This window comes from Micromonospora sp. CNZ309, from assembly GCF_002846525.1.
The window spans coordinates 1,273,997-1,300,233 of sequence record NZ_PJNG01000001.1 but is presented as its reverse complement, the minus strand read 5'-3'; the positions used below and the strand labels follow the sequence as shown (position 1 = coordinate 1,300,233).

General features: G+C 69.5%; 25 protein-coding genes. 11 read left to right on the top strand and 14 right to left on the bottom strand.

What is annotated here, in order from left to right:
- Positions 1–287 precede the first annotated feature (287 nt).
- Positions 288–1,811, bottom strand: a complete 1,524-nt coding sequence (locus CLT72_RS05080; protein WP_144082191.1) for a YncE family protein — start codon at positions 1,809–1,811, stop codon at positions 288–290.
- A 273-nt stretch (positions 1,812–2,084) separates the two neighbouring features.
- Here CLT72_RS05080 and CLT72_RS05075 point away from each other — a divergent pair, with 273 nt between their 5' ends.
- The 4 genes from CLT72_RS05075 to CLT72_RS05060 are packed head-to-tail and all read left to right on the top strand — an operon-like array spanning position 2,085 to position 4,489.
- Positions 2,085–2,486, top strand: a complete 402-nt coding sequence (locus tag CLT72_RS05075; RefSeq protein ID WP_101409741.1) for a YbaB/EbfC family nucleoid-associated protein — start codon at positions 2,085–2,087, stop codon at positions 2,484–2,486.
- Positions 2,473–2,793, top strand: coding sequence for a type VII secretion target (locus CLT72_RS05070; RefSeq protein WP_101409740.1), 321 nt, complete (start codon positions 2,473–2,475; stop codon positions 2,791–2,793). The genes CLT72_RS05075 and CLT72_RS05070 overlap by 14 nt, the downstream gene beginning before the upstream one ends.
- Positions 2,790–4,097 (top strand): WXG100 family type VII secretion target, encoded by a 1,308-nt coding sequence (locus CLT72_RS32520; RefSeq protein ID WP_350822754.1) that lies wholly within the window; start codon positions 2,790–2,792, stop codon positions 4,095–4,097. Before CLT72_RS05070 ends, CLT72_RS32520 begins: the two co-directional genes overlap by 4 nt.
- A complete protein-coding gene (locus CLT72_RS05060) occupies positions 4,097–4,489 on the top strand; it encodes a hypothetical protein (RefSeq protein ID WP_101409739.1) in 393 nt (130 codons plus the stop codon). The genes CLT72_RS32520 and CLT72_RS05060 overlap by 1 nt, the downstream gene beginning before the upstream one ends.
- Before the next feature lie 17 nt (positions 4,490–4,506).
- Here the strand turns inward: CLT72_RS05060 and CLT72_RS05055 are convergent, their stop codons facing one another.
- The 5 genes from CLT72_RS05055 to CLT72_RS05035 form a co-directional block, all read right to left on the bottom strand.
- The gene (locus tag CLT72_RS05055; RefSeq protein ID WP_101409738.1) at positions 4,507–4,920 is read right to left on the bottom strand and encodes an Imm1 family immunity protein; all 414 of its coding nucleotides are present in this window, start codon (positions 4,918–4,920) and stop codon (positions 4,507–4,509) included.
- Positions 4,917–5,399 (bottom strand): DddA-like double-stranded DNA deaminase toxin, encoded by a 483-nt coding sequence (locus tag CLT72_RS05050; RefSeq protein WP_350822756.1) that lies wholly within the window; start codon positions 5,397–5,399, stop codon positions 4,917–4,919. Before CLT72_RS05050 ends, CLT72_RS05055 begins: the two co-directional genes overlap by 4 nt.
- 2 nt (positions 5,400–5,401) lie before the next feature.
- Positions 5,402–5,929 (bottom strand): DUF6244 family protein, encoded by a 528-nt coding sequence (locus CLT72_RS05045; protein ID WP_101409736.1) that lies wholly within the window; start codon positions 5,927–5,929, stop codon positions 5,402–5,404.
- A gap of 118 nt (positions 5,930–6,047) precedes the next feature.
- Positions 6,048–6,299 carry a hypothetical protein gene (locus CLT72_RS05040; RefSeq protein ID WP_101409735.1) on the bottom strand — a complete coding sequence of 84 codons (252 nt, stop codon included), beginning with the start codon at positions 6,297–6,299 and terminating at the stop codon, positions 6,048–6,050.
- The gene (locus CLT72_RS05035; RefSeq protein ID WP_101409734.1) at positions 6,296–6,583 is read right to left on the bottom strand and encodes a DivIVA domain-containing protein; all 288 of its coding nucleotides are present in this window, start codon (positions 6,581–6,583) and stop codon (positions 6,296–6,298) included. Before CLT72_RS05035 ends, CLT72_RS05040 begins: the two co-directional genes overlap by 4 nt.
- Positions 6,584–6,844: 261 nt before the next feature.
- On the opposite strand from CLT72_RS05035, the gene CLT72_RS05030 reads away from it, so the two are divergent.
- A complete protein-coding gene (locus CLT72_RS05030) occupies positions 6,845–7,732 on the top strand; it encodes a Scr1 family TA system antitoxin-like transcriptional regulator (protein ID WP_101409733.1) in 888 nt (295 codons plus the stop codon).
- Positions 7,725–7,928, top strand: a complete 204-nt coding sequence (locus tag CLT72_RS05025; RefSeq protein ID WP_089000499.1) for a DUF397 domain-containing protein — start codon at positions 7,725–7,727, stop codon at positions 7,926–7,928. Before CLT72_RS05030 ends, CLT72_RS05025 begins: the two co-directional genes overlap by 8 nt.
- A 239-nt stretch (positions 7,929–8,167) precedes the next feature.
- Here the strand turns inward: CLT72_RS05025 and CLT72_RS05020 are convergent, their stop codons facing one another.
- From CLT72_RS05020 to CLT72_RS04985, 8 genes are all read right to left on the bottom strand, one after another.
- Positions 8,168–8,854, bottom strand: a complete 687-nt coding sequence (locus CLT72_RS05020; RefSeq protein WP_101409732.1) for a DUF6308 family protein — start codon at positions 8,852–8,854, stop codon at positions 8,168–8,170.
- On the bottom strand, positions 8,851–10,008 hold the full coding sequence (locus CLT72_RS05015) for a restriction system modified-DNA reader domain-containing protein (protein WP_101409731.1): 1,158 nt from the start codon (positions 10,006–10,008) through the stop codon (positions 8,851–8,853). The genes CLT72_RS05020 and CLT72_RS05015 overlap by 4 nt, the downstream gene beginning before the upstream one ends.
- A complete protein-coding gene (locus CLT72_RS05010) occupies positions 10,005–11,618 on the bottom strand; it encodes a serine/threonine-protein kinase (protein ID WP_101409730.1) in 1,614 nt (537 codons plus the stop codon). The genes CLT72_RS05015 and CLT72_RS05010 overlap by 4 nt, the downstream gene beginning before the upstream one ends.
- Positions 11,619–11,663: 45 nt before the next feature.
- On the bottom strand, positions 11,664–12,554 hold the full coding sequence (locus tag CLT72_RS05005) for a hypothetical protein (RefSeq protein ID WP_101409729.1): 891 nt from the start codon (positions 12,552–12,554) through the stop codon (positions 11,664–11,666).
- Between the two features lie 58 nt (positions 12,555–12,612).
- On the bottom strand, positions 12,613–15,558 hold the full coding sequence (locus CLT72_RS05000) for a type I restriction endonuclease (protein WP_199184483.1): 2,946 nt from the start codon (positions 15,556–15,558) through the stop codon (positions 12,613–12,615).
- 98 nt (positions 15,559–15,656) lie between these two features.
- Positions 15,657–16,901, bottom strand: coding sequence for a restriction endonuclease subunit S (locus tag CLT72_RS04995; protein WP_101414943.1), 1,245 nt, complete (start codon positions 16,899–16,901; stop codon positions 15,657–15,659).
- 38 nt (positions 16,902–16,939) lie between these two features.
- The gene (locus tag CLT72_RS04990; protein WP_486484184.1) at positions 16,940–18,901 is read right to left on the bottom strand and encodes an HsdM family class I SAM-dependent methyltransferase; all 1,962 of its coding nucleotides are present in this window, start codon (positions 18,899–18,901) and stop codon (positions 16,940–16,942) included.
- Between the two features lie 117 nt (positions 18,902–19,018).
- Positions 19,019–20,956 (bottom strand): N-6 DNA methylase, encoded by a 1,938-nt coding sequence (locus CLT72_RS04985; protein WP_486484183.1) that lies wholly within the window; start codon positions 20,954–20,956, stop codon positions 19,019–19,021.
- A gap of 108 nt (positions 20,957–21,064) precedes the next feature.
- Between CLT72_RS04985 and CLT72_RS04980 the strand changes: the two genes are divergently transcribed.
- The 5 genes from CLT72_RS04980 to CLT72_RS04965 all read left to right on the top strand — a co-directional run bounded on the left by CLT72_RS04980 (position 21,065) and on the right by CLT72_RS04965 (position 26,211).
- On the top strand, positions 21,065–21,595 hold the full coding sequence (locus CLT72_RS04980) for a DUF4352 domain-containing protein (protein ID WP_101409725.1): 531 nt from the start codon (positions 21,065–21,067) through the stop codon (positions 21,593–21,595).
- A gap of 95 nt (positions 21,596–21,690) precedes the next feature.
- Complete coding sequence (locus CLT72_RS32155; RefSeq protein WP_199184481.1) at positions 21,691–22,446, top strand: hypothetical protein; 756 nt, start codon at positions 21,691–21,693, stop codon at positions 22,444–22,446.
- 34 nt (positions 22,447–22,480) lie between these two features.
- A complete protein-coding gene (locus CLT72_RS31490; RefSeq protein WP_158241969.1) occupies positions 22,481–23,299 on the top strand; it encodes a ribonuclease HI in 819 nt (272 codons plus the stop codon).
- Positions 23,300–23,327: 28 nt separating this feature from the next.
- Positions 23,328–23,477 carry a hypothetical protein gene (locus CLT72_RS31815; RefSeq protein WP_158241968.1) on the top strand — a complete coding sequence of 50 codons (150 nt, stop codon included), beginning with the start codon at positions 23,328–23,330 and terminating at the stop codon, positions 23,475–23,477.
- Positions 23,478–23,628: 151 nt separating this feature from the next.
- The gene (locus tag CLT72_RS04965; RefSeq protein ID WP_101409724.1) at positions 23,629–26,211 is read left to right on the top strand and encodes an AAA family ATPase; all 2,583 of its coding nucleotides are present in this window, start codon (positions 23,629–23,631) and stop codon (positions 26,209–26,211) included.
- The last annotated feature ends 26 nt before the right edge of the window (positions 26,212–26,237 follow it).

Here is a 26,237-nt window from a genome sequence, read left to right as displayed (position 1 = left end):
AGTGCTCGCGGGCAGTCATTTGAGACTCCCCTGCGGCACAGCCGATGCGGCGTGCGCTCGCCGCGTAGCGGCCCGCCCCCGCATGGCCAGCAGCCCCGCCGTCACCCCGGCCAGAACCGCGACCAATAGCACCGTCCTGGTGGTGGTCACAGACCCCAGCACGCCGGCGGCGCCCCTGCCCAACATCATTCCTCCGACAAAGAGCGCTCCGAACCAGCTCTTTACCCCGGCGAACATCGTCGCCGGGGCCACCGACTGCCGGTATGTCACGGTGGCACCGTTACCGATCAGGTGCCGCTCGCGGGGGCGATGCCGAGGCTGGTCAACACGACTCCCCGGTAGATGACGATCGGCTTGCCGGAGCCGTCCCGCCGAGCCACCACCACGGCGTCGAGTGCTCCCGGCTGCGGCCAGGGCGTGGTCGGGCGCAGCGTGATCAGCAGGTGCGCTCCGTCCGGGGTAAGGATCACCCTGTCGACGCGCTGGTCGGTGCCGGCGCCGGTGGCCACCTCGGCCCGACCGCCCGAGCCATCGGTCACCAACAGCCGATCGGCCCGGTCGCGTCCTCGCGAGTCGGTCAGAGCGTGCAGGACCAGGCCTTGGCCGAGCGTCGCCCGGGGCGTGGCTCCCGGAGGAACGCTGGTGACCGTACCGTCCGGGCTGAGGGTGATGGTCTCCCCGCCCGTCTGGAACGACATCCCCGACACCGCCCCCGCCTCGGCCGCCTCGGCGGTGGGTTTCAGCACCCTCACCGACGACGCCTCCGGCACCTTCGAGTACGCGGTCGCGGTCGCGGTGGTCAACCGTACCGACCAGACGCGGCTGGGGCGGGGCGTCCGGTCGATGTCACCCACGCCCGGCGGCAGCTCCACGACCAGGGCCGCGTCGCCGGAAACCGTCGCGGTGACGGAGCCGGTCACCGGCGGCAGCTCCGCCGGCTTCGGGCGTCGCTCCCCGCCGTGGTCGCCGCCGTCGAGGACGGGTGTCACCGTCCCCGATCGCAGGTCGAGTACGGCGAGCCGGCGGCTGCCTGAGCGGGTGTCCACCACGATGGCGCGCTGCCCGTTCGGCGCGAAGGCGACTTCACCGACCGGGCCGAGCAGGTCGCGTACGCCGCCGTCCGGGGTCACCAGGCTGATCGTCCGGACAGCGCCGGAATCGTTCAGCACGGCGAAGCCACCGCTGGTGAAGGTGCCGAGCACGTCCGCGCCGCTCACCGTCACGGCGGGCCGCCATCGGCCGGTCGTGGTGTCCCCGATGACGAGCCGCCGGGGGCGCTGGGTGGTGACGGCGGCGAGGTAGCGGCCGTCCGGGGTGGCGGCGATCGGATGCGACGGCAGCGCGATGGCCGGGCACGCCGCCCCGGTCGCGAGGTCGATGCCGCCGTACCGCTCGCTTGGCCGGTCCTGCCACACCACGCCGCCGCGGTCGGCGACGGTGCAGGAGGCCTCCACCGCTGGTTGCGCGATCGTGCCGTCACCGGTCACGGTGACGCACCGGGATTGCGTGATCGACAGTGCGGCGCCGATGCCCGTGACCCGCCGGGCGAACACGTGATCGGGCAGTGTGACATCGCGGAGACGGCCGTCAACGAGCAGCGCGTCACGGCGGTCGTCCCCCAGACCTCTGGCGATGGTCGGGAAACGGGGATCACCGGAGGCGATCTCGGCGTGCCGCCGGGCGGGCGTGAGGTCGCCGAGGTCGTCGCCGAACCGGTCCACGGCGAGTAGCCCGGTCAGGTCGCCGCGACGGTCGTCCGGCACGGGAACAGCGAGCACCGCCGGGCCGAGCCCGCGTACCTCGGCCGGCACCGGCGCCACCCGGGCGGGCAACTCCGCCGGCCCTGCCCCGGTGCAGCCCGTGGCAAGAGCCAGGGTCGCCAGCGCGATCGCCGAAGTTCAGCGCGTTCCCGTCACGCAGCCATTCTGGTCGTCTCGGGCAGGACCCGGCCACCGCAGGACCGTCGAGCGCCGCGGCAGATGCCGCAGCGGGGCAACACCAGCGGAACACCACGCAGCGCCACCGGTTGATAACGTGACGGCGACACCGACCGGTCGGCGTCGATGCCCTGGGGAGGGTCAGGCATGTGGGCGGACGAAGCCGCGCTGGACGAGGCAACGCGCCGGCTCGACGCCTGGGAGGCGTCCATCGCGGACCGGGCGGCCCGGGCCAAGGACCTGGCTTCGCAGGTGCAGGCGATGCGCGGCACGGCGACCAGCCCCGATCGCACCATCCAGGTCACCGTCGACTCGTCGGGCCTGCTGGTCGACCTGCGGCTCGACGAGCGCACCCGACAACACTCCGCGGCGCACACCGCCCGGCAGATCCTGGAGACCACCCGGGCCGCGCACGCCGACCTTCTGAGCAGGATCACCGAGGCGACCAGAGGCATCCTCGGTGCCGAGGATCCGACAGCGGCGGCGCTGGTCGAGTCGTACCGCCGCCGGCTGGATCCCGACCGGGGCACACCGGATGCCCGGCGATGACGGCATCCAGGTCGACCCCGACGGCCTGACCCGCCACGCCGCACGCCTCGACCGCCGCGCCGACAGTCTCGACACCGCCCGCCAGGCCGGCCAGCACGTCCGGCTGGGCGCCGAGGCGTACGGACGGCTCTGTGTGGTCATGCCGATGCTGCTCGACGGCCTCCAGCAGACCCTGGTCCAGGGCATCGGCACCGCGGCCGGCTCGGTACGCGACACGGCCGACCGGCTGAGGACGAGCGCCGACCGCTACCGGGCCTCCGACGCGCGGGCCGAGCAGTCGCTACAGCGGATACGGCACAAGGAGTGACCACCAACCCGCTCGTCGCCACGGCCGCCGACACCCCGCCCAGCGCCTGGGCCGGCATCTGGATCTGCGAGGACATCGAGCTCATCGCCCAGGGTGTCCGCAACGGCAGTTGGATCGACGGCACCCTCGGCGTCGTCAGCGCCGGCCTGGACGCCCTCGCCTTCGTCTCCGACCCGGTCGGCGCGCTGCTCCAGTACGGCATCGCCTGGCTGATCGAGCACGTCAAGCCCCTCAGCGAAGCGCTGGACTGGCTCGCGGGCGACCCGGCGCAGATCACCGCCCACGCCCAGACCTGGCGCAACGTCGCCGCGTCGCTGCGCAAGGAAGCCGCCGACCTGGCCGCCGCCGTCCGCACCGACGTCGCGAGTTGGGGTGGCGGCGCCGGCCCCGCCTACCGGGCCTGGGCCGCCGAGCAGCAGCAGGCCATCCGTGGGCTGGCCCAGGGCGCCGATACCCTCGCCGCCATCACCGAAGGAGCCGCCGGCCTGGTCGCCGCCGTCCGGCTACTGGTCCGCGACGCCATCGCCACCTGCGTCTCCCGGCTCATCGTGTACGCGGGCGAACTGGTCGTCACCGGCGGGCTCGCCGCGCCGCTGGTGGTGGAGCAGGTGACGACGTTGGTGGCGTCGTGGACGGCGCGGATCGCGCGGCTGCTGCGGGCACTGCTGGCGAGCCTGCGGCGGCTGATGCCGCAGATCAGGCGGCTCGGCGACCTGATCGAGAAGCTGAAGCAGGCGCTCAATCGAATCGCAGGAATCGGCCCCTCCGACCGCATGGGAAGACGCCGGGACTGGGCGAACCCAGAGGACCGACCGGTCGCACCGCAGCGACCACCAGACTCGCTCCTGCCCGCAGGCGATCCGGTGTATCACACGAACCATTCCACGGTGATTGGGTACGACGCGAGAACGATGCGCAACATGGAGAAGGTCCTCCCCCTTGAAGGCCACCATGATGTCGTCGTACACGGCACCGACAAGGGCTTCTTCGTCCCCGGTAAGGTCTCCGCCGAGGGGGCTGACATGAACGGAGTTCCGACCAGTGCGGCACAGATCGTCGCAGCACTCAGGGAGAACCCTGCCTACAACGGAGGGCCCGTCAGGCTCGTTTCCTGCTACTCCGGGGTGATCGAACCGAAGGCGCTCAGCTCCGTGCCGCTCGCTCAACAGGTCGCCGACGAGCTCGGCGTCAGCGTTGTAGCCCCGACAGAAAGGGTGGGCACGAACCGGTGGGCGGCGAAACCGGAGCGCCCCACCGTGGCCGACGGAGGCGCCTGGGTGACCTTCGAGCCGAAGGGATACTGATGAAGACTGTTGGCTTCTTCCGCGAACTCGGACCGAACCCGGTTGAGGTCTACGCGGAGAGCATTCAAGACCACTTGGGCCACGCCCCGCTGCCGGACGCCGCTCTGGTGATCCAGTACCTACGCGACGGCCACGACCTTATCGACGTGATGGGGGCCGAGTCAGACGTTCTGGGCAGTGAGAGGCTCATCATCGGCGGGGCGTCAGTGATGACCGACGGGACCTGGCTCTGGCGCGAGGACCTGCGGTTCTACGTGGCCATTTACCACGTGTGCCTTCCCGAGAATTTCCTAGCCTCCGTGCGAGCCAACAACTATCGAGTCCCCGCCCTTCAGATCGAGGAGCTGCGCACCGCCAGCAAAGAGGCGATGCGCATCCTCGGATACCATTAGCCCCTGTTCCTGCAAACTCACTTGGCGACAGTTGTCAGGCGCGGCGGCTCGCCGCCGGTTCTGAGATAAGTGACAGCGAGCTGCATGGCCGTTTCAGGCCGAAGTTGTACGTGCTCCGCCGGGTAGTCGGTAGGCACACCGCCGAAATCGAACGTGAGTCCCTCGGTCGGGGTTTCCACTGTGGGGTCGTTGAGGTAGCCACCGTCGTCAGCGATGTGCACCGCGAAGGCATGGGTGGGGTGACCGAGACCGATCTGAATGCCGGGTGGCAGGTCGTCAGGGTCGCTGGCGTCGCTGAAGATGGTCAGCACGACGGGCTCGCCGGCCTGGTGGATTTCGCGGAGCAGTGCCTCCAGGGCGTCGGGGTCGGTCAGTTCGACCTCGTGATTGTCGCGCTGGTCGCCTCGGTCGTAGGTCCAGGTCACCTTCATGCGATCGCCTTTCCGTTTCCGGTGTAGGTACGCCAATGGCGTATCTGACCGTCATCGTCGCGTACGTAGACGGCCAGCTGCGCGCCGGCCGGCAGCAGCCGGGAAAGGATCTTCTCGCAGCCGTAGGGGGTGTAGTCGCAGGGGGGATTGTTCGTCACCACGGCCGCCCGGTTGATGTGGTCGCGGCGCATCCGGGCGGCAAGCTTGGCCTCCAGATGGTCGGTCGTGGTGGCGATGAGCTTGTAGGCCGGCTTGAGATCATCGGCGGCGGCCGGGTCACGGCCGGACCTCATCGGTATCCGCTCGCCACCGATCAACGCCACACCGGAGGTGGGATCCTTCGCTTGCCGTCGAGGCAGGTCCCGAGCGGCATCGGTCACCCAATCGGGCAGCGGCTCGGGTGGGGCCGGCGCTTCCGTTGCACTCGCAGAGGTGTCGTGCGTGACGGGCGGTCGGCTGATGTCGCTGCCACCGCCCATGATCAATTTCCCAGCTCACCGACCTGCCGAGCCTGGGCCAGCGCCGTGTCGACCTGTTGTCGTGCTTCGATCCCGCGGGCCCGAACGGTCGCCAGGACCTGCAGGACCTGATGCAACCGGGTCAGCGTGGGATTAGGCTGCCCTCCCTGCAACGTCGCCGTGACCAGCCGTCGCGTATCGTCGACCGCGGATCCGGCCGCAGCGACATGGCCGTCGACTGCGGTCAGCGCGGCCACGACCGGTGTGAGCGCGGCGATCGTCTCTTGCGGCGACGGCTGCTGCGGCACGGCGCTCAGCGACCGCGATGCCTCACCCAGGATTCCGCCGGCCTGAGCCAGCCTGGACCGAGCCTGCTGGAGCGCTTGGCGGGCGCGAGCCAACCCCACAGCGATGCCGGCGAAGCCGGAGGCCACCGCCCGAGCGGTGATCTGCTCGACCGTGTGGTCGACAGCGCCGGCCTCCTGCTGCGTCCGGTCCACGCCGGCCGCCATCGCCTCTATGTCAGCACCAATGCCGTCGGTCAGCGACATCGCGTCACCCTCCAGGCTTCGAGTCCACGCAGGACTGGCAGCGTAGGTACGAGTGCCGGTGAAACACAACGAATGCGCAGATCTGCGTCGCTGTTGCGGTGAGCCTGCTCGCTCGCCCTCACCGGGGCAGGCGGCGGGAGCAGGCGCCGTCGTGGTCGGCACGGAGCAGGCAACGCCGACCGCCGGGCATCCGAAGGTCACAGAAGACCCGGTGACGTACGTGCTGGTTGTCCTCTTCCGAAACGGTGATCTCCCCCGGGTCGGTCTGCGGCAGCACCAGCAGCCAACGGCTGATCACCCGGGCCAGCCGCTGCGCGGCCGGCAGGTCGGCGGCGGCGACGGGCAGGTGGACGACGTACCGCTGGGTCATGCCTGATTTGCCCGGTCGGCGCGGGCGCGGGCCTGCTCGGACTGCCAGCGGCGCAGCGCGTCCTTGATGACGGCGGTCTCCCGGCGGCTGGCGGCCAGGGCGGCGTAGACGTTGGCCATGTCGCCGGCGACGCGGTCGAGGAAGTCGTAGACGTCGGCCGGTTCCAGGCCGCGGCGTCCGAGCCCGACAGACTTGAAGCGACGCTCGCGCACCTGCCACGGCAGCAGACTGGTGTACGCCGAGGAGCGGTAGGTCGCTCCCGGTCGCTGGTTGCGGACGCTCATCTGCTGCCTGCCTCTCCCTCGTGGACTGGAAGGGGTGGCCCGTCCGCCCTCCCCGCGCGCACGGGCCACCCCGCCCTGCCGCCGCAGCTTCGATCAGCGGTACGACACCAGGGCCTGTGGTCATCCTGTGACGATGCGCAGCATCAAGGCAACGTTCCGCACCAGAATTCTTCCCTGAGGTATTGACTTTCTTTCCTGCCACCGATAGCTGTTACATGACCGAGTGACGCAGTGTTGCGCGATGGAATCAGGGAGTGTTGGGTGACCGAGGATGTCGGATCGACCGTGCCGCGCCGGCAACTCGGCCGGCTGCTACGCCAGTACCGCACCGAGGCGGGCGTGACCCTCGACGCCGCCGCCGAAGCCCTCGAATACAGCCGGCAGAAGATCTGGCGGATCGAATGCGGCATGGGCCCGGTCCGGGTGCTCGACGTCAAGGCGATGTGCGAGCTGTATGGGGTGTCCGCCGAGATGACCGAGGCCATGCGCGGGCTCGCCACGGAGACGAAGTCCAAGGGCTGGTGGCACGCGTACGGCGACGCGGTCCCGAGCTGGTTCGAGCTGTACGTCGGCCTGGAATCCGCCGCCGCGCACCTCCGCCGGTACGACGAGTCGCTGATCCCCGGAATCCTTCAGACCAAGGAGTACGCCCACGCCCTCTACCGTCTTGGCGGGCGGTTGAGCGACGAAGAACGCGAACGGGCGGTGCAGGTTCGGCTTCAGCGACAGGCACTTCTCGTCCGACGGCTACCGGCGGCACCCCGACTTGATGCCGTGCTGTCGGAGGCGGTGCTCCGGCGGGTTCTCGGCGGTCCCGAGGTGATGAGCCGCCAACTCGACCAGCTCATCAAACTCTCGGGCCTCCCAAACGTGTCGGTCAGGGTGCTGCCGCTGGCAGCGGGGCCTCAGCCCGGCGCGGTAGCCGGGTCCTTCGTCATCCTCGACTTTCCACCGACCAAGGGTGGTCGCGCCGCCCCAGAACCATCCGTCGTCTACAGCGAGTCCCTGACAGGAGCGCTCTACCTCGACAAGCCCGACGAGATGGCCGCCTACGACCGCGTCTGGAGGGGCCTGGATGCACTCGCCCTCGGCGAGGCAGAATCGAGAGACATGATCAAGCGGCTCATCGGGGAGATGCGACATGACTGACCTGACCGGCGCCGTCTGGCGCAAGAGCACCCGCAGCGGCGACAACGGCGGCGACTGCGTCGAGGTCGCCACCAACCTCCCTGGCATCGTCGCCGTCCGCGACTCGAAGAACAGCTCGGGGCCAGCATTGACCTTCGCTCCGGATGCCTGGGAGACCTTCGTCAGCAGAGTGAAGGGCGGGCACCTGACGTCCTGAACCAACGCCCACCGAATCACTGCTGTCCGAATGCCACCGCAAGCTACATGATGGCGCTATGACACCGCGGAGTTGGACGACCGACGAACTTCGGCAGGAACTGGCCAAGTATCACCAAGCACTCCTCGCCGCCGGCAACCACAGGCCGTCCACGATCAGCACCTACATTCAACATCCAGAACGCTTCATCGCGTATCTGGAGGGCCGCTACGACCCCCGACAGCCCCAGGGGCGCAACGCTAACGGCCGCTCGTAGGAAGCCGCACGCCCGGGCATCGGTAGCCGGTGTGCTCGTCGCGGTGACGCATCCACATGACCACGTCGAGGATCCGGAGCAGGGAGATGGTGTCCGGCAGTTCGGCTTGCCGCCGGAGATCGGCGAGCCGTTCGGCGAGGATCCCGTCCCGCTCCCCCAGACGGCCGTGCAGCCAGCGCCAGAAGTCCTTCCTCGTACGGAAGGCGCAGGCGACAACCTCGTCGTAGACCGGTACGAGGTGAGGCCGCTTGCGGGCGAGCAGCTTCCCTGCCACCACCCAGCCGATCCCGTCGGCCTTCCGCAGCAACCGCCACGCCCTGTAGGCGGGTTGCCCCTTCTCGACGAGAGGCAAGGCGCCGGGGTGGCCCAGCGCAACGGTCGTCGGTATCTCGCCCAGTTCCGCCGACACCGCCTCTCCGAGCGCGCCCTGCAACAGGTCCAAGGCGGTGCGCGGCGGCACCCGGACACTGAGCAGCTCGACCGCGATCAGGTCCTCCGCCGTGACGAGGTTGTAGGTCTCCGGCCGGTCGCCACCGCCTCCGAGTCGTTCGAACTGTCCACCAGTGAAAGCCGATTCGCCTGCGTGCCCGAAGTACCGCTTCAGGTCGGTGACGGACTGCGGATCGCTCAGGACCGCGAGGATCTCCGCGAGGGTCAGCGGCTGTTTCATGCCTCCCCCTCAGTCGCGAGGCGTCGCCGGATCTCCTTGAGCGACACCACGTCACCGGCGCGGGCATCCTCCGCAGACCAGAAGTCGAGCCCGTCGGTGGCTCGGCGGGTAGCTGTGATCGAAGGGCCGTGCACCTCGATCTTCACTGCCTCGCCGGCCGCACTCGGGGAGCCGAGGGTCCGCCCGCCGTAGCGGATGCAGCCATCCGCCAGCATCTCGGCAACGTACTGCTTGCCGAGGTACTTCCCGTAAAGTCTGCTGCCCGGGCGCAGCCGGCCGGCCCGGATCAAGTCGATCACCTTCAGCGCGCGTTCCCCCTCCGACACCGGCCGCTTGTGCGAACGGCTCTTGGCAGGGCGGACCGGAGTTTGCTGCTGAGGCAACGCGGGGGCCACCGTCGGAGGCACGACGGGCACCGCCTCGACGTGTTCCACAGCACCAAGAGGGCTGACAGACGCAACGCCGGTGGAGGCCGCCGACGACGGAAAGTCGAAGGTGGCACGAACACGGATGAGGCTGGCACGAATCTCGTCCCGAGTAAGTCTCGAAAGGCGACGGTCCAACATCGCCACCAGCTCCGCCGCCGGCTCTCCATCCCCGAACAATTCGAGCAGCTCACCATGGACCTGTCGGTCGACGAAGTAGCCCTTCCAAAGCTCTTCGATGCGGTTGTCCCGCATGTTTTCCTTGCTCAGCAACGACAGCAACTGCGCGGTGTCGTCGAGGCTGTCCTCCAATCGGACGGCGCGGAACAACTTGTGCTCGATGGGTACGGGCGCATGGGCGTTGTAGATCCGCCACTCCGCGCCATCGGTCAACGCCACCCATTCGACACCGGCCACCGCGGCGTAGCTGATGGTCTGATTAGCCCATCGTGGATCGTCGAGATTCTCCCCGAGGCCCTTGGCCTCGACGAACAGCCGTGGCGTACGAAGAAGGAGCAGGGCGTAGTCGACGGGGTTGTCCGGGCCGCGTCGCCGGTATTCCCGGTGCACCTCGTCCGGGTCGAACAGGTCCCACCCGAGCGCTCCGATGACGGGTTCGATGAGCCCCGCCTTGGTGTTCTGTTCACCGATGCGCTGGTGTTGACGGCGGAAGCGCGCCACCCGCTCGACGCACTGCTTGAGGGCGTCCTCCAGCTCGACCGTGCTCATCGCCCCTCACTCCGTCCGTTCGTGCCATCGAGCAGGTTCTCGCCCAGCCGGAGAAGGTGCCTGAGCAGCACCGCGATCTCCTCCGCAGCGGACGACTCGGGCCCGTACCAATCAGTGACGTCTCGCAGCAGGTCAGTCAGCTGATGCCGAGCATCTGTCACGTCACCGAGCCCGGCGGCGAGCATGGCGATCTGCTGCCGCAACGGGAACAACTCTGCGGCATCCGGGGGCATCCCCCGTTGTTCCTCGGCGAGCAGGGAGCGCAGCTCAGCCAACGCGGCGGCAGCCTCGCCCAGTTCCGCCTGGCAGACAGCCGCCTGCTGCCGGCAGTGCCAGATCAGCTCCTGGTCGGGCACCGGTCGCGCGGCCAGGTCGGGGATCAGCCGCTGGAACTCGGGCAGTGCCTGCCGGAACGCGCCGGCGAGCACGTACAAGTTGGCCAGGTTGACGCGCAGCTCAAGGATCCTCGGCTGCTTGGCTGCGCCGTGTGCCTTGCGGATCGGCCGCAGCGCCGTCTCCAGCAGCTCGGCCGCCTGGGTGAACCGCTCTTCCTCGGCAAGTTCCCAGGCCCGTTCCTCGACCTCCGCCAACTCGTCGGGAGAGGGGACGTGGATGACCTCCGGAGCGTTGCGGGGCCGCACCACGTCGATCTTCGTGGGGGCTAAGGGCGCCCGGGGTGGCAGCGGACCGAAGGGGTACCGGTAGGGCATCGTCGGATCGACCCGCTGGCCGTCCGCGACCGTCGTTGCCCGGTCGGCGGCAAGGTCCGGCTCGACGGCACCGAGCGGCATCAGGATCTCGTACACCTCGGCGGCGGAGCCGGGACGGTGCTGCGGGTCCTTGGCGAGCATCCGCACCACGAGCTGCGCCAGCACGTCCGGTACGCCGGCGCGGTGGTCCGTCACAGAGGGGACGGGGTCGTTCATGTGCCGGTGCAGCATGCCGAGCGGGTTGTCCGCCCGGTAGGGCGGGTTGCCGGTCAGCAGCTCGAACAGCACGCAGCCGAGCGCATACAGGTCCGCCCTCGGGCCCACCGTGCTGTTCAACGCCTGCTCGGGCGCCATGTAGGTGGGCGTGCCGAGGGTGTGGCCGGTGGCGGTCAGTCGGGGTACGTCTGCCGGGCCGAGCAGCGCAGCCACCCCGAAGTCGAGAACCTTGACCGAGCCGGTGGGTGTCACCATCAGGTTCTGCGGCTTGAGGTCGCGATGCACCAGCGAGGCGGCGTGCGCCGTCGCCAGGACGGAGCAGATCTGCGCCCCGATCGCTGCGGCCCACGGCACGGAGAGCCAGCCGCGTTCCGCAACCAGGTCGGAGAGGAGCATGCCCGGCACGAGCTGCATGACGATGTAGATGTCGTCGCCCTGAACGCCGACGTCGTGCACGCTGGGCACCCCGGGATGGTCGAGCCGGGCGGTGACCCGTGCCTCCCGCATGAACCGCTCGACCGCGTTCTCCCGCTCGCCGTCCGGAATGGAGAGCTTGCGGAGGAACTTGATCGCGACGGGCCGGTCAAGCTTCTCGTCGAAGCCGGCCCACACCTCCCCCATGCCACCGCGACCGACCGCGTACGTGAGTTCGTAGCGGTCGGCCACGCGGTCCTGCGCCCGCATCAAACCCCCAGGTCAATCGGTCTACTGGCCTCGTCGTCGATACCGTCAGTGCTTGCCGCCGTACAAGTCGTTGAGTTCGCGGTAGGCGTCGAGCACAGCCGTCGTCTCGTCCGCGAGCTGTTCGCTCGCACCCGACGGTCCCGACATCGGGTCGACCACAAGCTCAGCGAGCGCCTTCTCGGTCCGCTGAAGCGTCTCGTCCAGCTCACGGTCACGGATGAACCGCTCTCCGGCCTCAGCGGCGGCGGTCAGTTGCCCGACGAGCGTCGCCAGTTCGCCGTTGACTTCCTTCCACAGTGCGTCGGCCTGCTGCCGCTGGTGTTTCAAGTCCCGGTACGCGCGGCTCGACTCGTCCGTGGTGTCCTTCTCGTGCCGCCGCAGGTCGTCGCGGACCGCCCGGATGTCCTGCTTGCGCGCCAGGTTCTTGGCACCGTCCCAGAGCGCCTGCGCCAGGAGCTCACCGGCCTCGCTGGGCTCCACCAGTTCGTCGAGTGCGGGGAGCGTCCGGCCCACCCGCTCGGCGAGCGTGACCAGCGCCCGGAAGGAGCGCTGTTCCTGCGGCGTGGTCAGCAGTCGGTGGATGTCGGGGAAACTGCGCAAGTCCGGCGTGCGGATTATGCCCTGCTGCTCGGCCCTGATCGCGCCGGCGATGACCAAGGCGCCAAGGACGAAGGCGACCGCGAAGATCACCCCGGCGTACGGCGCTCCACCCGCCAGGCAGATGCCGCCCGAGACGACGGCGATCAGGATCATCTGCTGGGACGCCCGCCGGTTCGCTGCCTCCCGGCTCATGGGGGCGTCGGGGCTGACGTCGGTGACGCTGCCCCACTCGTGCACCCGTGCCCGCCCGCTGACCCCCACCTCGGTCAACGCGACCGCTGTGGTCTTCGCGTCACTGGCGATCCACAGGTGGACGTAGTTCTCCGACGACGTCACGAGACGTTGCCTTTCTCAGAGGGGTTCGACTCACCGCTTGTCCGGCGCGGATGACCGCTCAGGCGATGCCCTTGCGGCGGCGGATCATCTGGTACGCCTGCCGGCGCGCGAACTGGTTGAGCTGCGACCGCAGGCTGTCGTCATCGAGGTAGCGCTGCATGAGCTTGCCGTTGTCGTCGTGCCGGGACAGGATCACGTCCTCGATCCGCTTGTCGCAGACGACGCCGAAGTTGCTCTCGTCGTTGACCATCGCGGCGGCTTCGAGGGTGCCGTCCTCGGCGAGGGCGACGATCTGCTGCTCAACCCAGACCTTGTCCGACTCGCCCAGCCCGATGCCGAACTTGTCGTTGAACGCGTCGATCAGCTCGGACAGGGCGACCTTCTCCGGGTCGTGCTGCCGGCCCGCCGCGCCGCCGACGAAGCCGGGAAGCATCTGCTCGCCCTCGGGCGTGAGCGACGCGTCGTGCTCGCCGGTCTTGCTGACCCGCAGGTGGGTGAGCTGCACCTCGCCGATGTCGACGGACGGGTCCTGCCGCCGGGGCAGCCGGTTGAGCAGCGCCCGCCCGTACAGGTAGAGGCGTTCCAGGTCCTCGTCGTGGTAGGGAACGACCTGGCTGAGGAACGCGTACATCCGGGTGTAGTCGCGCAGCGCGGACCGGAAGCCGTCGGCGGCCTCGGGATCGTCGGCGGCGAGGGCCTTGTAGCGGTCGACGGCCGGCTCGGTGAAGCGGTAGAGAGCGGCGTGCGCCCGCTGGAGGCCGGTGTCGCTGGTCGCCTTGCGCTCCGCAGCGAGCAGCGCCTCGGCGTACGCCTGCATCTCCGAGTCGACCAGCACCGGATAACCGATGACCGCGTTCTGCGCGGTGTAGAGCAGGTTCGGGTCGGTGGGGGTGGTGGCGGCGGTTTCGAAGTACGGCTTGAACTGCTCGGCGATGTCGCCGGCCTCGTTGACGAAGTCGAGGACGAAGATGTCGCCCTGGGCCTTGAGCGGGTGGGTCCGGTTGAGCCGGGACAGGGTCTGCACGGCGGCGACGCTCTTGAGCAGCTTGTCGACGTACATCGTGGTCAGCAAAGGCTGGTCGAAGCCGGTCTGGTACTTCTCGGCGACGACCAGGATCCGGTACTCGGTGTCCTGCTTGGCCCTCGGCGTGCCGGCGTGCTTGTCGTCGGCGGCGGTGTAGCCGAACTTCTCGGGCAGCTCGCCCTCGCTGAACCCGTTGACCCGCGCCTCGGTGTGCTCGACGCCGTCGACCTCCAGCTCACCGGAGAACGCGACAAGCGAGTCGCAGCCGACGTAGCCCTGCATGTCGACGTACTTCTTGATGGCGATGTGCAGGCGGACGGCGGCCTCGCGGGAGCCGGTGACCACCATGGCCTTGGCGCGACCGCCGAGGCGCGGCGCGGTGTGCTTGCGGAAGTGCTCGACGATGATCTCCGCCTTCTGTGCCTGCATCGTGGGGTGCAGGCTGGCGAAGCGGGCGAGCTGTGCGCCGGCCTTCTTCGGGTCGACGTCCGGGTCGTCGGGGTTGGCGTTGGCCAGCTTCCAGTACGACTTGTAGGTCACGTAGTTGCGCAGCACGTCGAGGATGAAGCCCTCCTCGATGGCCTGCCGCATCGAGTACGTGTGGAACGGCTGCGGGTTCCCGGTGACCGGGTGCGGCGTGCCGAACAGTTCGAGGGTCTTCGGCTTCGGCGTGGCGGTGAACGCGAAGTACGACAGCGTCTCGTGCCGGCCCCGGGCCAGCGCGGAGGCGGTGAGCAGGTCACCGGACTCGTCGACGTCGTCGCTGCCGAGCTTGAGCAGCACTTTCTTCAGCGCGGCGGCCGAGTCGCCGGACTGCGACGAGTGCGCCTCATCGACGATCACGGCGAACCGCTTACCGCGGAGCCCCTGCACCTTGTCGAGGATGTAGGGGAACTTCTGCATGGTGGTGATGACCACCTTGGCGGTCTCGCCCTGGAGCGCGGCGGCGAGCTGGGCAGAGTCCTTGTCGATCCGCTGCACGACGCCGGGCACGTGCTCGAACTGGAAGACGGTGTCCTGCAACTGCCGGTCCAGCACCACCCGGTCGGTGATGATGATGACCTTGTCGAAGACCGGCTCGTTGGGACGCAGCCGCTCGTCGTCGACCACCGGCGCGGTGTGCAGGCTGGACAGTCGGTGCGCCAGCCAGGCGATGGTGTTCGACTTGCCCGACCCGGCCGAGTGCATGACCAGGTAGTTGTGGCCGGAACCGTGGCGGGCCGCGTGGTCGGTGAGCTGGGTGACCGCGTGCCACTGGTGGTAGCGCGGGAAGATCAGGCTCCGCGACTCCTTGTCGGTGTGCAGGAACCGCCGCACCAGGTCCATCCAGGTGTCCGGGTGCCAGATCTGCTCCCACAGGTAGGAGCTGCGGTAACCCTTGTCGCCGGCCGGCGGGTTGCCGGCGCCGCCAGAGACACCCGGCCCGTCCGAGCCGGTGTTGAAGGGCAAAAACCGGGTCTTCTCCCCCGCCAGCTTCGTCGTCACGAAGACCAGGTCGGGATCCACGGCGAAGTGCACGAGGGTACGCCGGGCGAAGAGCAGTTCCTTCGGGTCGCGGGTCTTGCGGTACTGCTCCTTGGCGTCCTCGACGGTTTGGCCGGTCAGCGGGTTCTTCAGCTCGGCCGTGGCGAGCGGGATGCCGTTGACGAAGAGGACCAGGTCGAGAGTGTTGTTGTTACTGGTCGAGTAGGCGAGTTGGCGGGTGACGGTGAGGCGGTTGGCGCGGTAGAGCTTGAGCGCGTCGTCGGTGATGGCATGGGCGGGCTTGAAGTAGGCGAGGCGGATCAGGACGCCCTTGTCCTTGACGCCGCGACGGAGGACGTCGAGAGGGCCCCGCTCGTCAATCTGCCGGGCGAGGTACTGGGCGAAGTGTCGCTGCGCTACGTCCGGGTCGTTGCCGTGGTACGCCAGCAGCTTTTCCCACGGGTCCGGCTGGGTCGCGCCGATGAATGCAAACAGCTCGGCTACATCCACGCCCACCTGTGGGTCATAGTTGCTGGCCGCCGCGGGCAGCCACCCCATATCCAGAAGCGAGCCCTCAATCCTCCCCTCAAAGGACCGCTCCTGTCCGACCTGACTCATGCGTTCACCCGCCGCGCCGTCGTAACGTCCATATGTCCCGTGACCGCTGCGGTAATCAGCGCCTGCCGCCGCTCGGTGATGAGTTCCTGCTGACGCAAAATTGCTTCATCAAGCGCTTTGACCCGCTCAGCCTCTATCCGCATCCGGCGGACGAACTCGTTCTGAGCCCTGGCTTCCGCATTTGGAATTGGCCAGCTTTTGATATCTTCACCCCGCAGCTTGACCATTGATTGAGAGGAGCCGCGAGCGGTCGCCTCAATAAGGCTACGGACACGCCCGCCAAGTAGCACCTCAGCCACGAAATCAGCTTCGACAATGCCCGACAGTCGCACTCGGTAAACCAAATCAGGAAGCAGCCTCTTTGCAACGTTCCCACGGACGACTGCAACATCGCCGACAAGGTCTGGAGTGTTAGCTCGTGTCACCAGGAGATCGCCGTCGCGGACTTCAAACCTTGCGAAGGCTGCGCCGCCGACTAGCTTCTTATTTTCGTGTGGGTAAAACTGCCCTCGCTTAACACTGCTCAACTTGAGGACACCCCACTCACTGGCTGCGGCGGGTGTCGAGTCACAGACGGGGCTCGCACCTTGTTCGATCCCGCGAATTACGCGCCTAAGCGGGGCCTCCCCATATTTTGCACGGAACTCGTCGAGGCCGATGTCTCGAACAGCATCAATACGCTCACGAAGTAGCGACCTCAGGGAGGCTTTCAAGGCAGCAGCACGTTCCAGCCGCCGAATCTCGCCTTCCAGGAAGTCCGCGATGCGTCTTTGTTCCTGCATCGGAGGCAACGGTATGCGCAGAGACTCAAGATCCGGCATGTAGATCGTTTTGTGGGTTGAGCCGTACGCTAAGCGGTCCCACTCCTGAGCCATGGCCCTGAGCACAAGGAGCAGGTACCGCGGCTCAAGCGAGGGGCGGGGAGTCCACGTGACAAAGGCCTGAGTGGTTGCCATCGGGCGTCCAATAAGGGCAGAGTAACCCACGGATGCGGTGCGACTCAACATCACAGTGCCGGCCGGATGCAGGACAGCGGCACTATTCGCTAGACCAAGATTGCTAATCTTCTGTTCGGTGTCCATCAATGGGGCGGTGGCGTCCGGCCGGCTTGTGACGTCCGGCGTAGTTACCCATGGGATGTGGCAGTCTTCCCAATATTCGGGTTTGTTGCGGTCCGGAGTGTGGCCAGTCCCCATCCGAGCCACGAGACGCAGCGGAACGATTGGCCAACGGTTAGACATTTTCTCCAGCCAAGGAATACCAGAGGCAAGGGCAGCGCTCACTCCGTCACCTCGGCGAGCAGTGCTTGGATCTCTCCCTCAAGTACCCCAATTTCCGCGTCGATCTCGGCGAGCGGACGGGGAGGTGTATAGACGTGAAAGTGTCGGGTGAAGGGAATCTCGTACCCAATCTTAGTCTTGGCCTCATCGGGCCAAGCGTCCGGCACGTGGGGCAGCACCTCCCGCTTGAGATAGTCGTGGATGTCCTCGTCCAGCGGCACGTGCTCGTTGTCGCGCAGGTCGGTGTCCGGCAGCGGCTTGCCCTTGCGGTCGGTCTGCACCTCCCCCTCCGGGTCGCTGACCGAGAACGCCTCCCACACTGCCTTCTCCACCGCCGCCGGCAACTTCCCCAGCCCGTTCAGCTTCATCGCGAACTCGGCGCGCGTCGCGGACGACGTACCGATCAGCGACTTTGCCCCTGCCAGCAGCAACTCCCGCTCTGCGTACTTGAGGATCGCCTTCGCCTCCGCCAGCAGGGCGACCGTCTCCTCGGTAACATCGAAGCGCAGCCGCAGCGGGCGCTCGACGGTGATCCGTTGGTAGCCGAAGTCGGTGGTCCTGAAGACCTTCACCTTGGCGTGTTGCGGGTGCTCCAGGTCGTCCGCGATGGACAGCGCGTCCACGTACGTTCGGGTCAGCTCGGCGATGTGCTCGTCGGTGAGCATCTTGCGCTTGTCGCCGAGGCTCTTGCGCATCTTGGTCCAGTAGTCACGGCCGTCAAGCAGCACGACCTTGCGTGCGCGGGCCAGGTCCTTGCGGTTGCTGAGAATCCAAAAGTACGTGGAGATGCCGGTGTTGTAGAAGAGCTGGTCCGGCAGCGCGACGATGCCTTCGAGAAGGTCGTTCTCCAGGATCCAGCGGCGGATCTCCGACTCCCCCGACCCGGCCGCGCCGGTGAACAGCGGTGAGCCGTTGAAGACGATCGCCAGGCGGCTGCCGCCGTCCTCGGGGCGCTTCATCTTCGAGATCATGTGCTGAAGGAAGAGCAGCGAGCCGTCGTTGATCCGGGGCAGGCCGGCACCGAAGCGGCCGGCGTGGCCGCGCGCGGCCTCCGCCTTGATGTAGTTCTCGACCTTCTTCCACTCCACCCCGAACGGCGGGTTGGCGAGCATGTAGTCGAAGCGCTCGCTCTCGTGGCCGTCCTGGCTGAACGAGTTGCCGTAGGCGATCTTGGTCGGGTCGCCACCCTTGAGCATCATGTCCGAGCGGCAGATCGCGTACGTCTCGCCGTTGAGCTCCTGCCCGTACACCTCGACGGTGGCGTGCGGGTTGTGCGCCTGGATGTGGTCCTGGGCCTCGCTGAGCATGCCGCCGGTGCCGCAGGCCGGGTCGTAGATCTTGCGGACGATGCCGGGCGTGACAAGGTCGTCCTCGTCGGGGGCGAGCAGCAGGTTGACCATCAGCTTGATGACCTCGCGCGGGGTGAAGTGCTCGCCGGCGGTCTCGTTGCTGATTTCGGAGAAGCGGCGGATCAGCTCCTCGAAGACGTAACCCATCTGGTGGTTGGACACCACGTCGGGGTGCAGGTCGATGTCGGCGAACTTGGCAACCACCTGGTAGAGCAGCCCCGCCTCCGCGAGCCGGCTGATCTGGGTGTCGAAGCCGTACTTCTCCAGCACGTCGACCGCGCCCGGCGAGAAGCCGCCGATGTAGGCGCGCAGGTTCAGCGCGACGTGGTCCTGGTCGCCGAGCAGCTTGCGGAACGACATCTCACTGGTGTTGTAGAACGACAGCCCGGCGGCCTTGCGGAGCACCGGGTCCATGTTCTGCACGCCGAGCTGCTTGAGCTGGGCGTGCTTGGCAAGCACCGCGTCCTTCGTCGGCTCCAACACGCAGTCGAGTCGCCGCAGCACGGTCAGCGGCAGGACGACCCGGCCGTACTCGGACTGCTTGTAGTCGCCGCGCAGCAGATCGGCCACCGACCAGATGAAGTTCGCGAGCTCTTGGTGCTTGGTACTCACCAGGTTCCTTTCGATTGCCTTAAGTGGAGGAGTATGGCCGCTGCCCTGAAGCGGTGCAGTCCCCCACCCGGTGCGGATGAGGAGCCCGTTTCGTCAGCAGGGACGGCGATTGGTCCCTTACCGGCTCGGTCGATTACCGCTCGACCGCTGCTCAGCCTGGAGTGATCCACGCGCGAGGCCGTCCGCGGTGAGTTGGACCAGTTCGGCCCCCAGCGACGCCGCCTGTCGGATTGCCGACTCGAAGGCGTGGAGGCGCCGGAACGCCTCCCCGTGCGCCCGTTGCTCGTCGAGCGGCAGGCGGCGCACCTGGGCCCGCCGAATGTCGAAACGCAGGGTCCCGGAGAGGCTCGACGCCTGCTTCTCGTTGGCCGAGGTGCGCAATTGCCCGGCGAGGAACCAGGGGTCGAGCGCGGCCGGGTTGGGACGCAGCAGGTAGAGGTTACGACCGAGCAGGGCACCCTCGGCGGTGATCACCCGAGGCGTGAGCGTGCGGGCGATCATCGGCACCACGACATCGCCCTCCGCCAGGGGGATCTCCTGGCCCAGGCGGTCGTCGGCCTGGCCGGAGGCGTCGACGCCGGCCAGCACGTCCTGCACGGTGAGCATCGGCGGCCCGCCGGTCAATCCGACGACGTCTGAGGACGAGTTGGCCCGGATGGGGCCGATCAGCTGCAACGCGCCGCTGCGGGCCAACTCGGCGACCGTGACGACGAGCGGTGCCGCCCCGTCGGGCGCGGGCGCTACCTGCGGCATCAGCGCCGGCAGGTCGCCGACGATGGCGGCCAGCCGCTCTCTGGTGCGTACCAGATGCTCGCCGCTCTGCTCGCCGCCGACGGCGGGTTGCCGGCGGGCGGGGGTGAGGTCGACCTCCTCATCGAGCAGCTCGATGACCGGCACCGCGCGGGCGAAGCCGGCCTCCTCGACCTCGGCGTCGGGTGCGGCGGTGAAAGCCCGCCAGGCGGCCAGGACCCGCGCCGAGAGGTCGGGAAGGTCGCCCGCCGCGGCGTCGACCAGCAGCGCCCGCGCCGGTGCAGGCGCGTCGGCCGTGGGCCGTCGCAACACCCAAAGATGCAGCGGTACGCCGTGCGGCGCGGCCACCCCACTCGGGAGTGCGATGACGGCGCGCAGCGCACCGCGGCGCAGCAGCTCGGCGCGGATCCGCCGGCCCGCACGACGCCCGGCAGCCGCCGGCGGCATCAGGATCACGGCGTGCCCGCCGGGGCGCAGGTGGGACAGGGCGTGCTGTACCCAGGCCAGCTCCGGCTCGGTACGCGGCGGGATGCCGTACTCCCAGCGGGGGTCGTAACCGAGTTCCTCGTTGCCCCAGTTCGTGATGCCGAACGGTGGGTGGCAGATGACGGCGTCGACGGTGCGGTCGGCGAAGGCGTCGGCGCGCAGTGAGTCGCCGGGGCACACCTCGCCGGGCACCTCACGCAGGGCGAGCCACAGCCCGGCCAACCGGGCAAGGTCGTCGTCGAGCTCCTGCCCGTACGCCGCGACACAACCGGCCCGGACGGCGGCCCGCAGCGTGGCACCGGACCCGGCGGCAGGGTCGAGGACGGAGCCGCCGCCGACGCCCGACAGCCCGACCATCAGGTCGGCCAGCTCGTCGGGGGTGGCCCACGGGCGACCCGGGCCGGGCGCGGAGAAGCGTTGCCACAGCTCGTCGAAGGCGACCTGTGGCCCCAGTTCGTCGGCGAGCGCCTCGATTTCCGGTCGCAGGTCGGCGACGACGGGCGTGTCGGTGTGGCCACGGCGCGGTCGTCCGCCGCGCTGCCGGGCGAGCAGCAGTGCGCCGACGGCGGCCAGGCCGGTCGAGGGGGTCTCCCCGGCGGCGGCGAGGTGGCGCCAGAGCCGGTCGACCCGGGACAGCTCGGGGAGCTTGCCCTGCCGCCGCAGCCACTGCTCGACCTTGGTGAGGTCGAACTCGGGGCTGGCCGAGGTGCCACCCACCGGAGTCGGGAAGTCGGGATGGCGTTTCCGCCAGTTGCTGACGGCGGCGCGACCCACCCCGGCGAGCCGGGCGATCTCCGCCGCCGTAATGGTCGGGTTCACCTGCACCTCCGAAGTGTGCCACACCCGTCAAGCATCATGTCCGTTGACACGGTTCACAGATGATGCTCTCATTGACGCCGCCACCGTTCACACATCAGGAGGACCTCGATGCGCAAGACCACGACCCTCGCCCTGGCCGCCACCGCCCTCGTCGCGCTCGGCTGCGGCGCCGGTTCCACCGACGAGACCAGCAGCTCGGGTGGCGACAGCGCCGCCAAGGGCGAGGAGAAGGCGGCGAAGACCGCGACGATCGGCCAGCCGGCCCGCGACGGGAAGTTCGAGTTCACGGTGAAGTCGTCCAAGTGCGGCGTCACCAAGGTCGGCGACAGCGTGCTCGGCGAGAAGGCGCAGGGCCAGTTCTGCCTGGTCACGATCAACGTCAAGAACATCGGCAAGGAAGCGCAGATGTTCGACGGCAGCAGCCAGAAGGCGTACGCGGCCGACGGCACCGAGTACTCCTCCGACACCGGCGCCGCCATCTACGCCAACAAGAACGCCGAGACGTTCCTCAACGACATCAACCCCGGCAACCAGGTCACCGGCGTCGTCGTCTTCGACATCCCGAAGAACGTCAAGCTCACCAAGCTCGAGCTGCACGACTCGGCCTTCTCGGGTGGCGTCGACGTCGCCCTGAGCTGACCTCCCGCCGCCTCGGCGAGGGGCGGGTGTTCCGCCCGCCCCTCGTCTCCCGGCGTCCCGCTCCCATCCGCCGCAGTTCACAGGAGAGAACCGTCGTGACCGATCCGACCACCCCGAGGCCGTCCGAAGAGCCGACCGACCAGCCGGCGCGGGAGCCGTACCCGCCGCTGCAGGACTCGCCGGCCGTCGCCGCCGTACCGATCCCGGAAGGCACCGTCCCGCAGGCCGACACCGCGCTCGGGGCCCCCGCCGCGCCGCGGCGGTCCCACGTCCGGACCTGGGCCGTCGGTGGCCTCGCCCTCGTCATCGCCCTCGCCGCCGGCGTCGTCATCGGCGCGACCGCCGGCGACGGCAACGACTCGGCCGCCCGCCTGAACAGTTCCACGTCGCCCGCCGCGAGCAGCGCCGCCCCGACCACGGCCGCGCCGAGCAGCGCTGCTCCCACGACTACCGCGCCGACCAGCGCGGCGCCGACGAAGACCACTCCCCCGCCCAAGCCCAAGCCGCCTTCCTACAAGACGTTGAGCGAGCGGCAGTGGAAGCTCATCGCCAAGAACCCCGACGCGTACGTCGGCAGGACCTACGTGGTGTTCGGCCGGGTCACCCAGTTCGACGCCGCGACGGGTGTCGACACCTTCCGGGCGAACGTCGCGCACCGGCGGATGGCCGACGAGTACGACTACGAGACGAACACGCTCCTCACCGGGTCGGCGGCAGACCTCGACAACCTGGTGGAGGACGACATCTTCCGCGCCAACGTCACCGTGCTCAGTGCCTTCAGCTACGACACCCAGATCGGCGGCGAGACGACGGTGCCGCTGCTCCAGGTCGACTCGATCAAGGTCCTCTGAGTCATCTCCCACCCACGAGAGTCAGGAGGCGTCCGTGCGTCCCGATGAGTTCCTGCGCGCCCTGGACCTGCTCCCCACTCCCCTGCACGAGCGCGCCGTCGCGCTACGCGCCTACGCCCGCGTCACACGCTGCGAGGACTGCCAGCGCATCGGCGACGCCGTGCGGCTGGCCCTCACCGCCGCGCACTACGACGAGATCGCCTCCGCCCGGCAACTGCTCGACACGGCGGAGCAGGAGGCCGCCCGGCACGGGTCGACCTGCCGGTCGCAGCCGGACCAGCAGCACGGTCGCGGCCGGGTCGGTCGCTGGGCGGGGACGTCCGCGCCGCTCGTCGCCGCGACCGACGCGAGCTGGAAGGGTCGCGCCGGCGGCATCGCGTACGTCGTCAGCGACGGCCACTGGGGCCTGCGCAGCCGGGGCACCAGCCGGCTGGACCCGACGGGTCCGTCGCGTGTGCTGATCAACGAGCTGCGGGCGGTCGACTTCCTGCTGTCCGCGTACGACGAGGCGCCGGCCGGCATGACCGTGCTGCTGGACAGCCTGGCCGCCCTGCGGTACCTGCACCGCTGGCAGGCCGGCGAGGCCGACGCCATGCCGGCCGGCTACAGCCTTCGCCCGCGCAGTTCGTCGGCCGAGCCGACCCTGGTCCGGCTCGCCGAGCTGGTCGGCCGGCGACCGGATCTGTCCTTCGCGCACGTCAAGGGGCACAGCGGTCACGCCCTCAACGAGGCCGCCGACGGCCTGTCCCACATGGCCCGCCGCCGGCTCGGCGAGCCCTTCGACGTACGCCCCCGCGCGCACGCGCTGGTCGACGCGTTCCTCCGCGACTGGCACACCACCGTCGCCAGCTGACCACACCGCTGACTTCTCACCTTGGGAGATGATCGTGGTTCTCGCTGCCCAGCACATCGCCGTTCCGTCCACGGTGTCGTTCCCGTCCTGGGTCGGCCCCGGCCTGATCCTCCGGCAGACCGGCGTGCCGGTGACCTACCGCCTGACGGACCACGCCGCCACCCGTCCGGCCTGCTGACACAGCTACACCAAGCAGCTCGACAGCGACGCTCAGCACTGCGATCCGTCCACCGGATCAGCTCCACACCATCCGGAACCACCTCCCCCGCTCCCCCGCAGCGGGCCGGCACCCGCGCCGGCCCCCAGGGAGCACGCGCCTGGAGACGACCATGCCCATCCCCCGTCAGCCCTTCCCCACGACGCCGGCCCTGCCCGCCCGCCGTACCGAGCCGCTGGTCGAGCTGATCTTCGAGCGGCTCGCAGCCGACGACGTGCCCGACCACACCGCCGAGCTGGTGCTCGCCGCGCTGAGCGGCCAGGACGACCTGACCGCCGCGCTCGACGGCGGGAAGACCAACCTGGACCTGGCCGTGCCGACCGACGAGGCGCCGGCGGGGCGGATCTGGCTCTCCTCGGTCACCGTCGCCGGGTTCCGGGGCGTCGGCCCGGAACGCACCCTCCAGATCGAGCCCGGCCCCGGCCTCACCCTGGTGGTCGGGCGCAACGGCTCCGGCAAGTCGAGCTTCGCCGAGGCCGTCGAGCTGGCGCTCACGGGCGACAGCGCCCGCTGGGCGGAGCGCAACAGCGTCTGGCGTACGGGCTGGCGCAACCTGCACTCCCCCGACCCGTGCTGGATCGTGGCGCAGCTGCACGTCGACGGGACGGCGAAGCCGGTGACGGTGACCCGGTCGTGGCCGCTCGGCGCGGCACTCGCCGACGCGGAGGTCACCGTCACCAGCGAGCACGGTCGGCACGCGAGCCTGGCGGAGCTGGGGCTGGCCCGCCCGCTGGAGCTGTACCGGCCATTCCTCACCGCCGCCGAGCTGGGCCGGCTCACCGCCGGGACGCAGAGCCAGCTCTTCGACGCGATCTCCGCGATCCTCGGCCTGGAGGCGATCACCAACGCCGACCAGCGGTTGATGGCCGCCGCCCGGCCCGTCGACGCGGCCATCAAGGAGGTGCGCACCCGGCACGCCGCGCTCGCCGAGGAGCTGACCGGCGTCGCCGACGACCGGGCCCGACGGGCGGCCGTACTGCTGAAGGGGCGCGGCACCGTCGACCTGGCGGCGCTGGGCGCGATCCTCGACGAAGCGGAGGACGTCGCCGCCGACGGGCCGCTGCTGTCGTGTCGGCGACTGGTCGAGCTGCGCGTGCCGGCGGTGGCGGAGGTGACGCGGCTGGCGGAACAGCTGCGCGAGGCATCCGCCGAGGCGCACCGGCACGACGGCGGGCGGAACCTGGCGGCGCTGCGCAGCGCGGAGCTGCTCCGCCTCGCCATCGAGCACCACGAGGACATCGGCGACGGCCCGTGCCCGGTCTGCGACACCGGCACCCTCGACGGGGACTGGCGCAGCACCGCCAGCGCGTCGTTGGCGCAGCTGCGCGACCGCAGTCTCGCCGCCCAGTCGGCGGCGGCCCGGCTGGCCGCTCTGCTGCGGCAGGCGCACCACCTGGTCGACAACCTCACCGTGCCGGAGGGCGACACGACGGAAACGCCGCTGGACGGACCGCGTGACGCGACGGAGGCGCCACGGGACGAGCCGCACGGTGCGACGCAGGTGGCGCCGGACGAGCCGCGAGACGCGGCGGGGGTGCCGTTGGACGGGCTGCGCGGGGCGGTGGCGGCGCTGCGGCGCGTACCCGCAGAACCGGCGGAACTGGCGGCGCACCTGGACGCGCGGTATCCGGCCGTCGTGGCCGCGGCGGAGGCGGCCCGCGCGTACGCCGAAGGGGTCCTGCGGCAGCGCGACACCGGGTGGCGGCGGGTGGCGGCCGAGCTGCGCGGCTGGGTCGACGCCGCATCCCGCCTGCCCGAGCGGGAGGCGACGCTGGCCCGGGTCAAGGCGGCGCGGACCTGGCTGAAGTCCACGGCCGCGCGGCTGCGCAACGAGCGGGTGGCGCCGTTCGCGGAGCACTCGCAGCGGATCTGGGCGCAGCTGCGGCAGGAGAGCAACGTCGAGCTGGGCGCGATGACCCTGGAGGGGACGAACACGCGGCGGCGGGTGGCGTTCCCAGTCAGCGTGGACGGCGCCGACAACGGCACCGCGCTGGGGGTGATGAGCCAGGGTGAGATGCACGCGCTCGGGTTGGCGACGTTCCTGCCGCGCGGGTGCGCGCCGGAGAGCCCGTTCCGGTTCATCGTCGTCGACGATCCGGTGCAAAGCATGGACCCGGCCAAGGTGGACGGCCTGGCCCGGGTGCTCGCCGCGCTGGCCGAGCAGCGGCAGGTGGTGGTCTTCACCCACGACACCCGGCTGCCGGACGCGGTGCGCCGCCTGGAGGTGGGCAGGGCCCGGATCGTCGAGGTGACCCGCGCGGAGCGGTCGGTCGTGACCCTGCGGCCGGCCTCCGATCCGGTCACGCGCTACCTCGACGACGCGTACGCGCTGGCGCGCAACGAGGAGATCGCCGCCGAGGTGCGCGGGCCGGTGGTGGCGGAGCTGTGCCGCTCGGCGGTGGAGGCGGCCTGCCACCGCATGGTGTGGCGGCAGCGGGTGGCGCGCGGTGTTCCGCACGACGACATCGAGGCGGCCATCGTGGACGCCTCCCGGCGGCTGACCACCACGCTCGCGTTGGCCCTGTTCGACGACGCCGACCGGGGCGGTGACGTGCTCGGCTGCCTTGGTCGCCGGTATGGGGCACGGGCGGTGGCCGCGTACAAGGCGTGCCGGGAGGGCGTGCACGGGTCGTACCTGGCGGACCTGCCGGGCCTGATCGCGGACGCCCGCCTGCTGGCGGAGGCGCTGCGGTGACCGCGCCGACGCCGCAGCGCCGCACG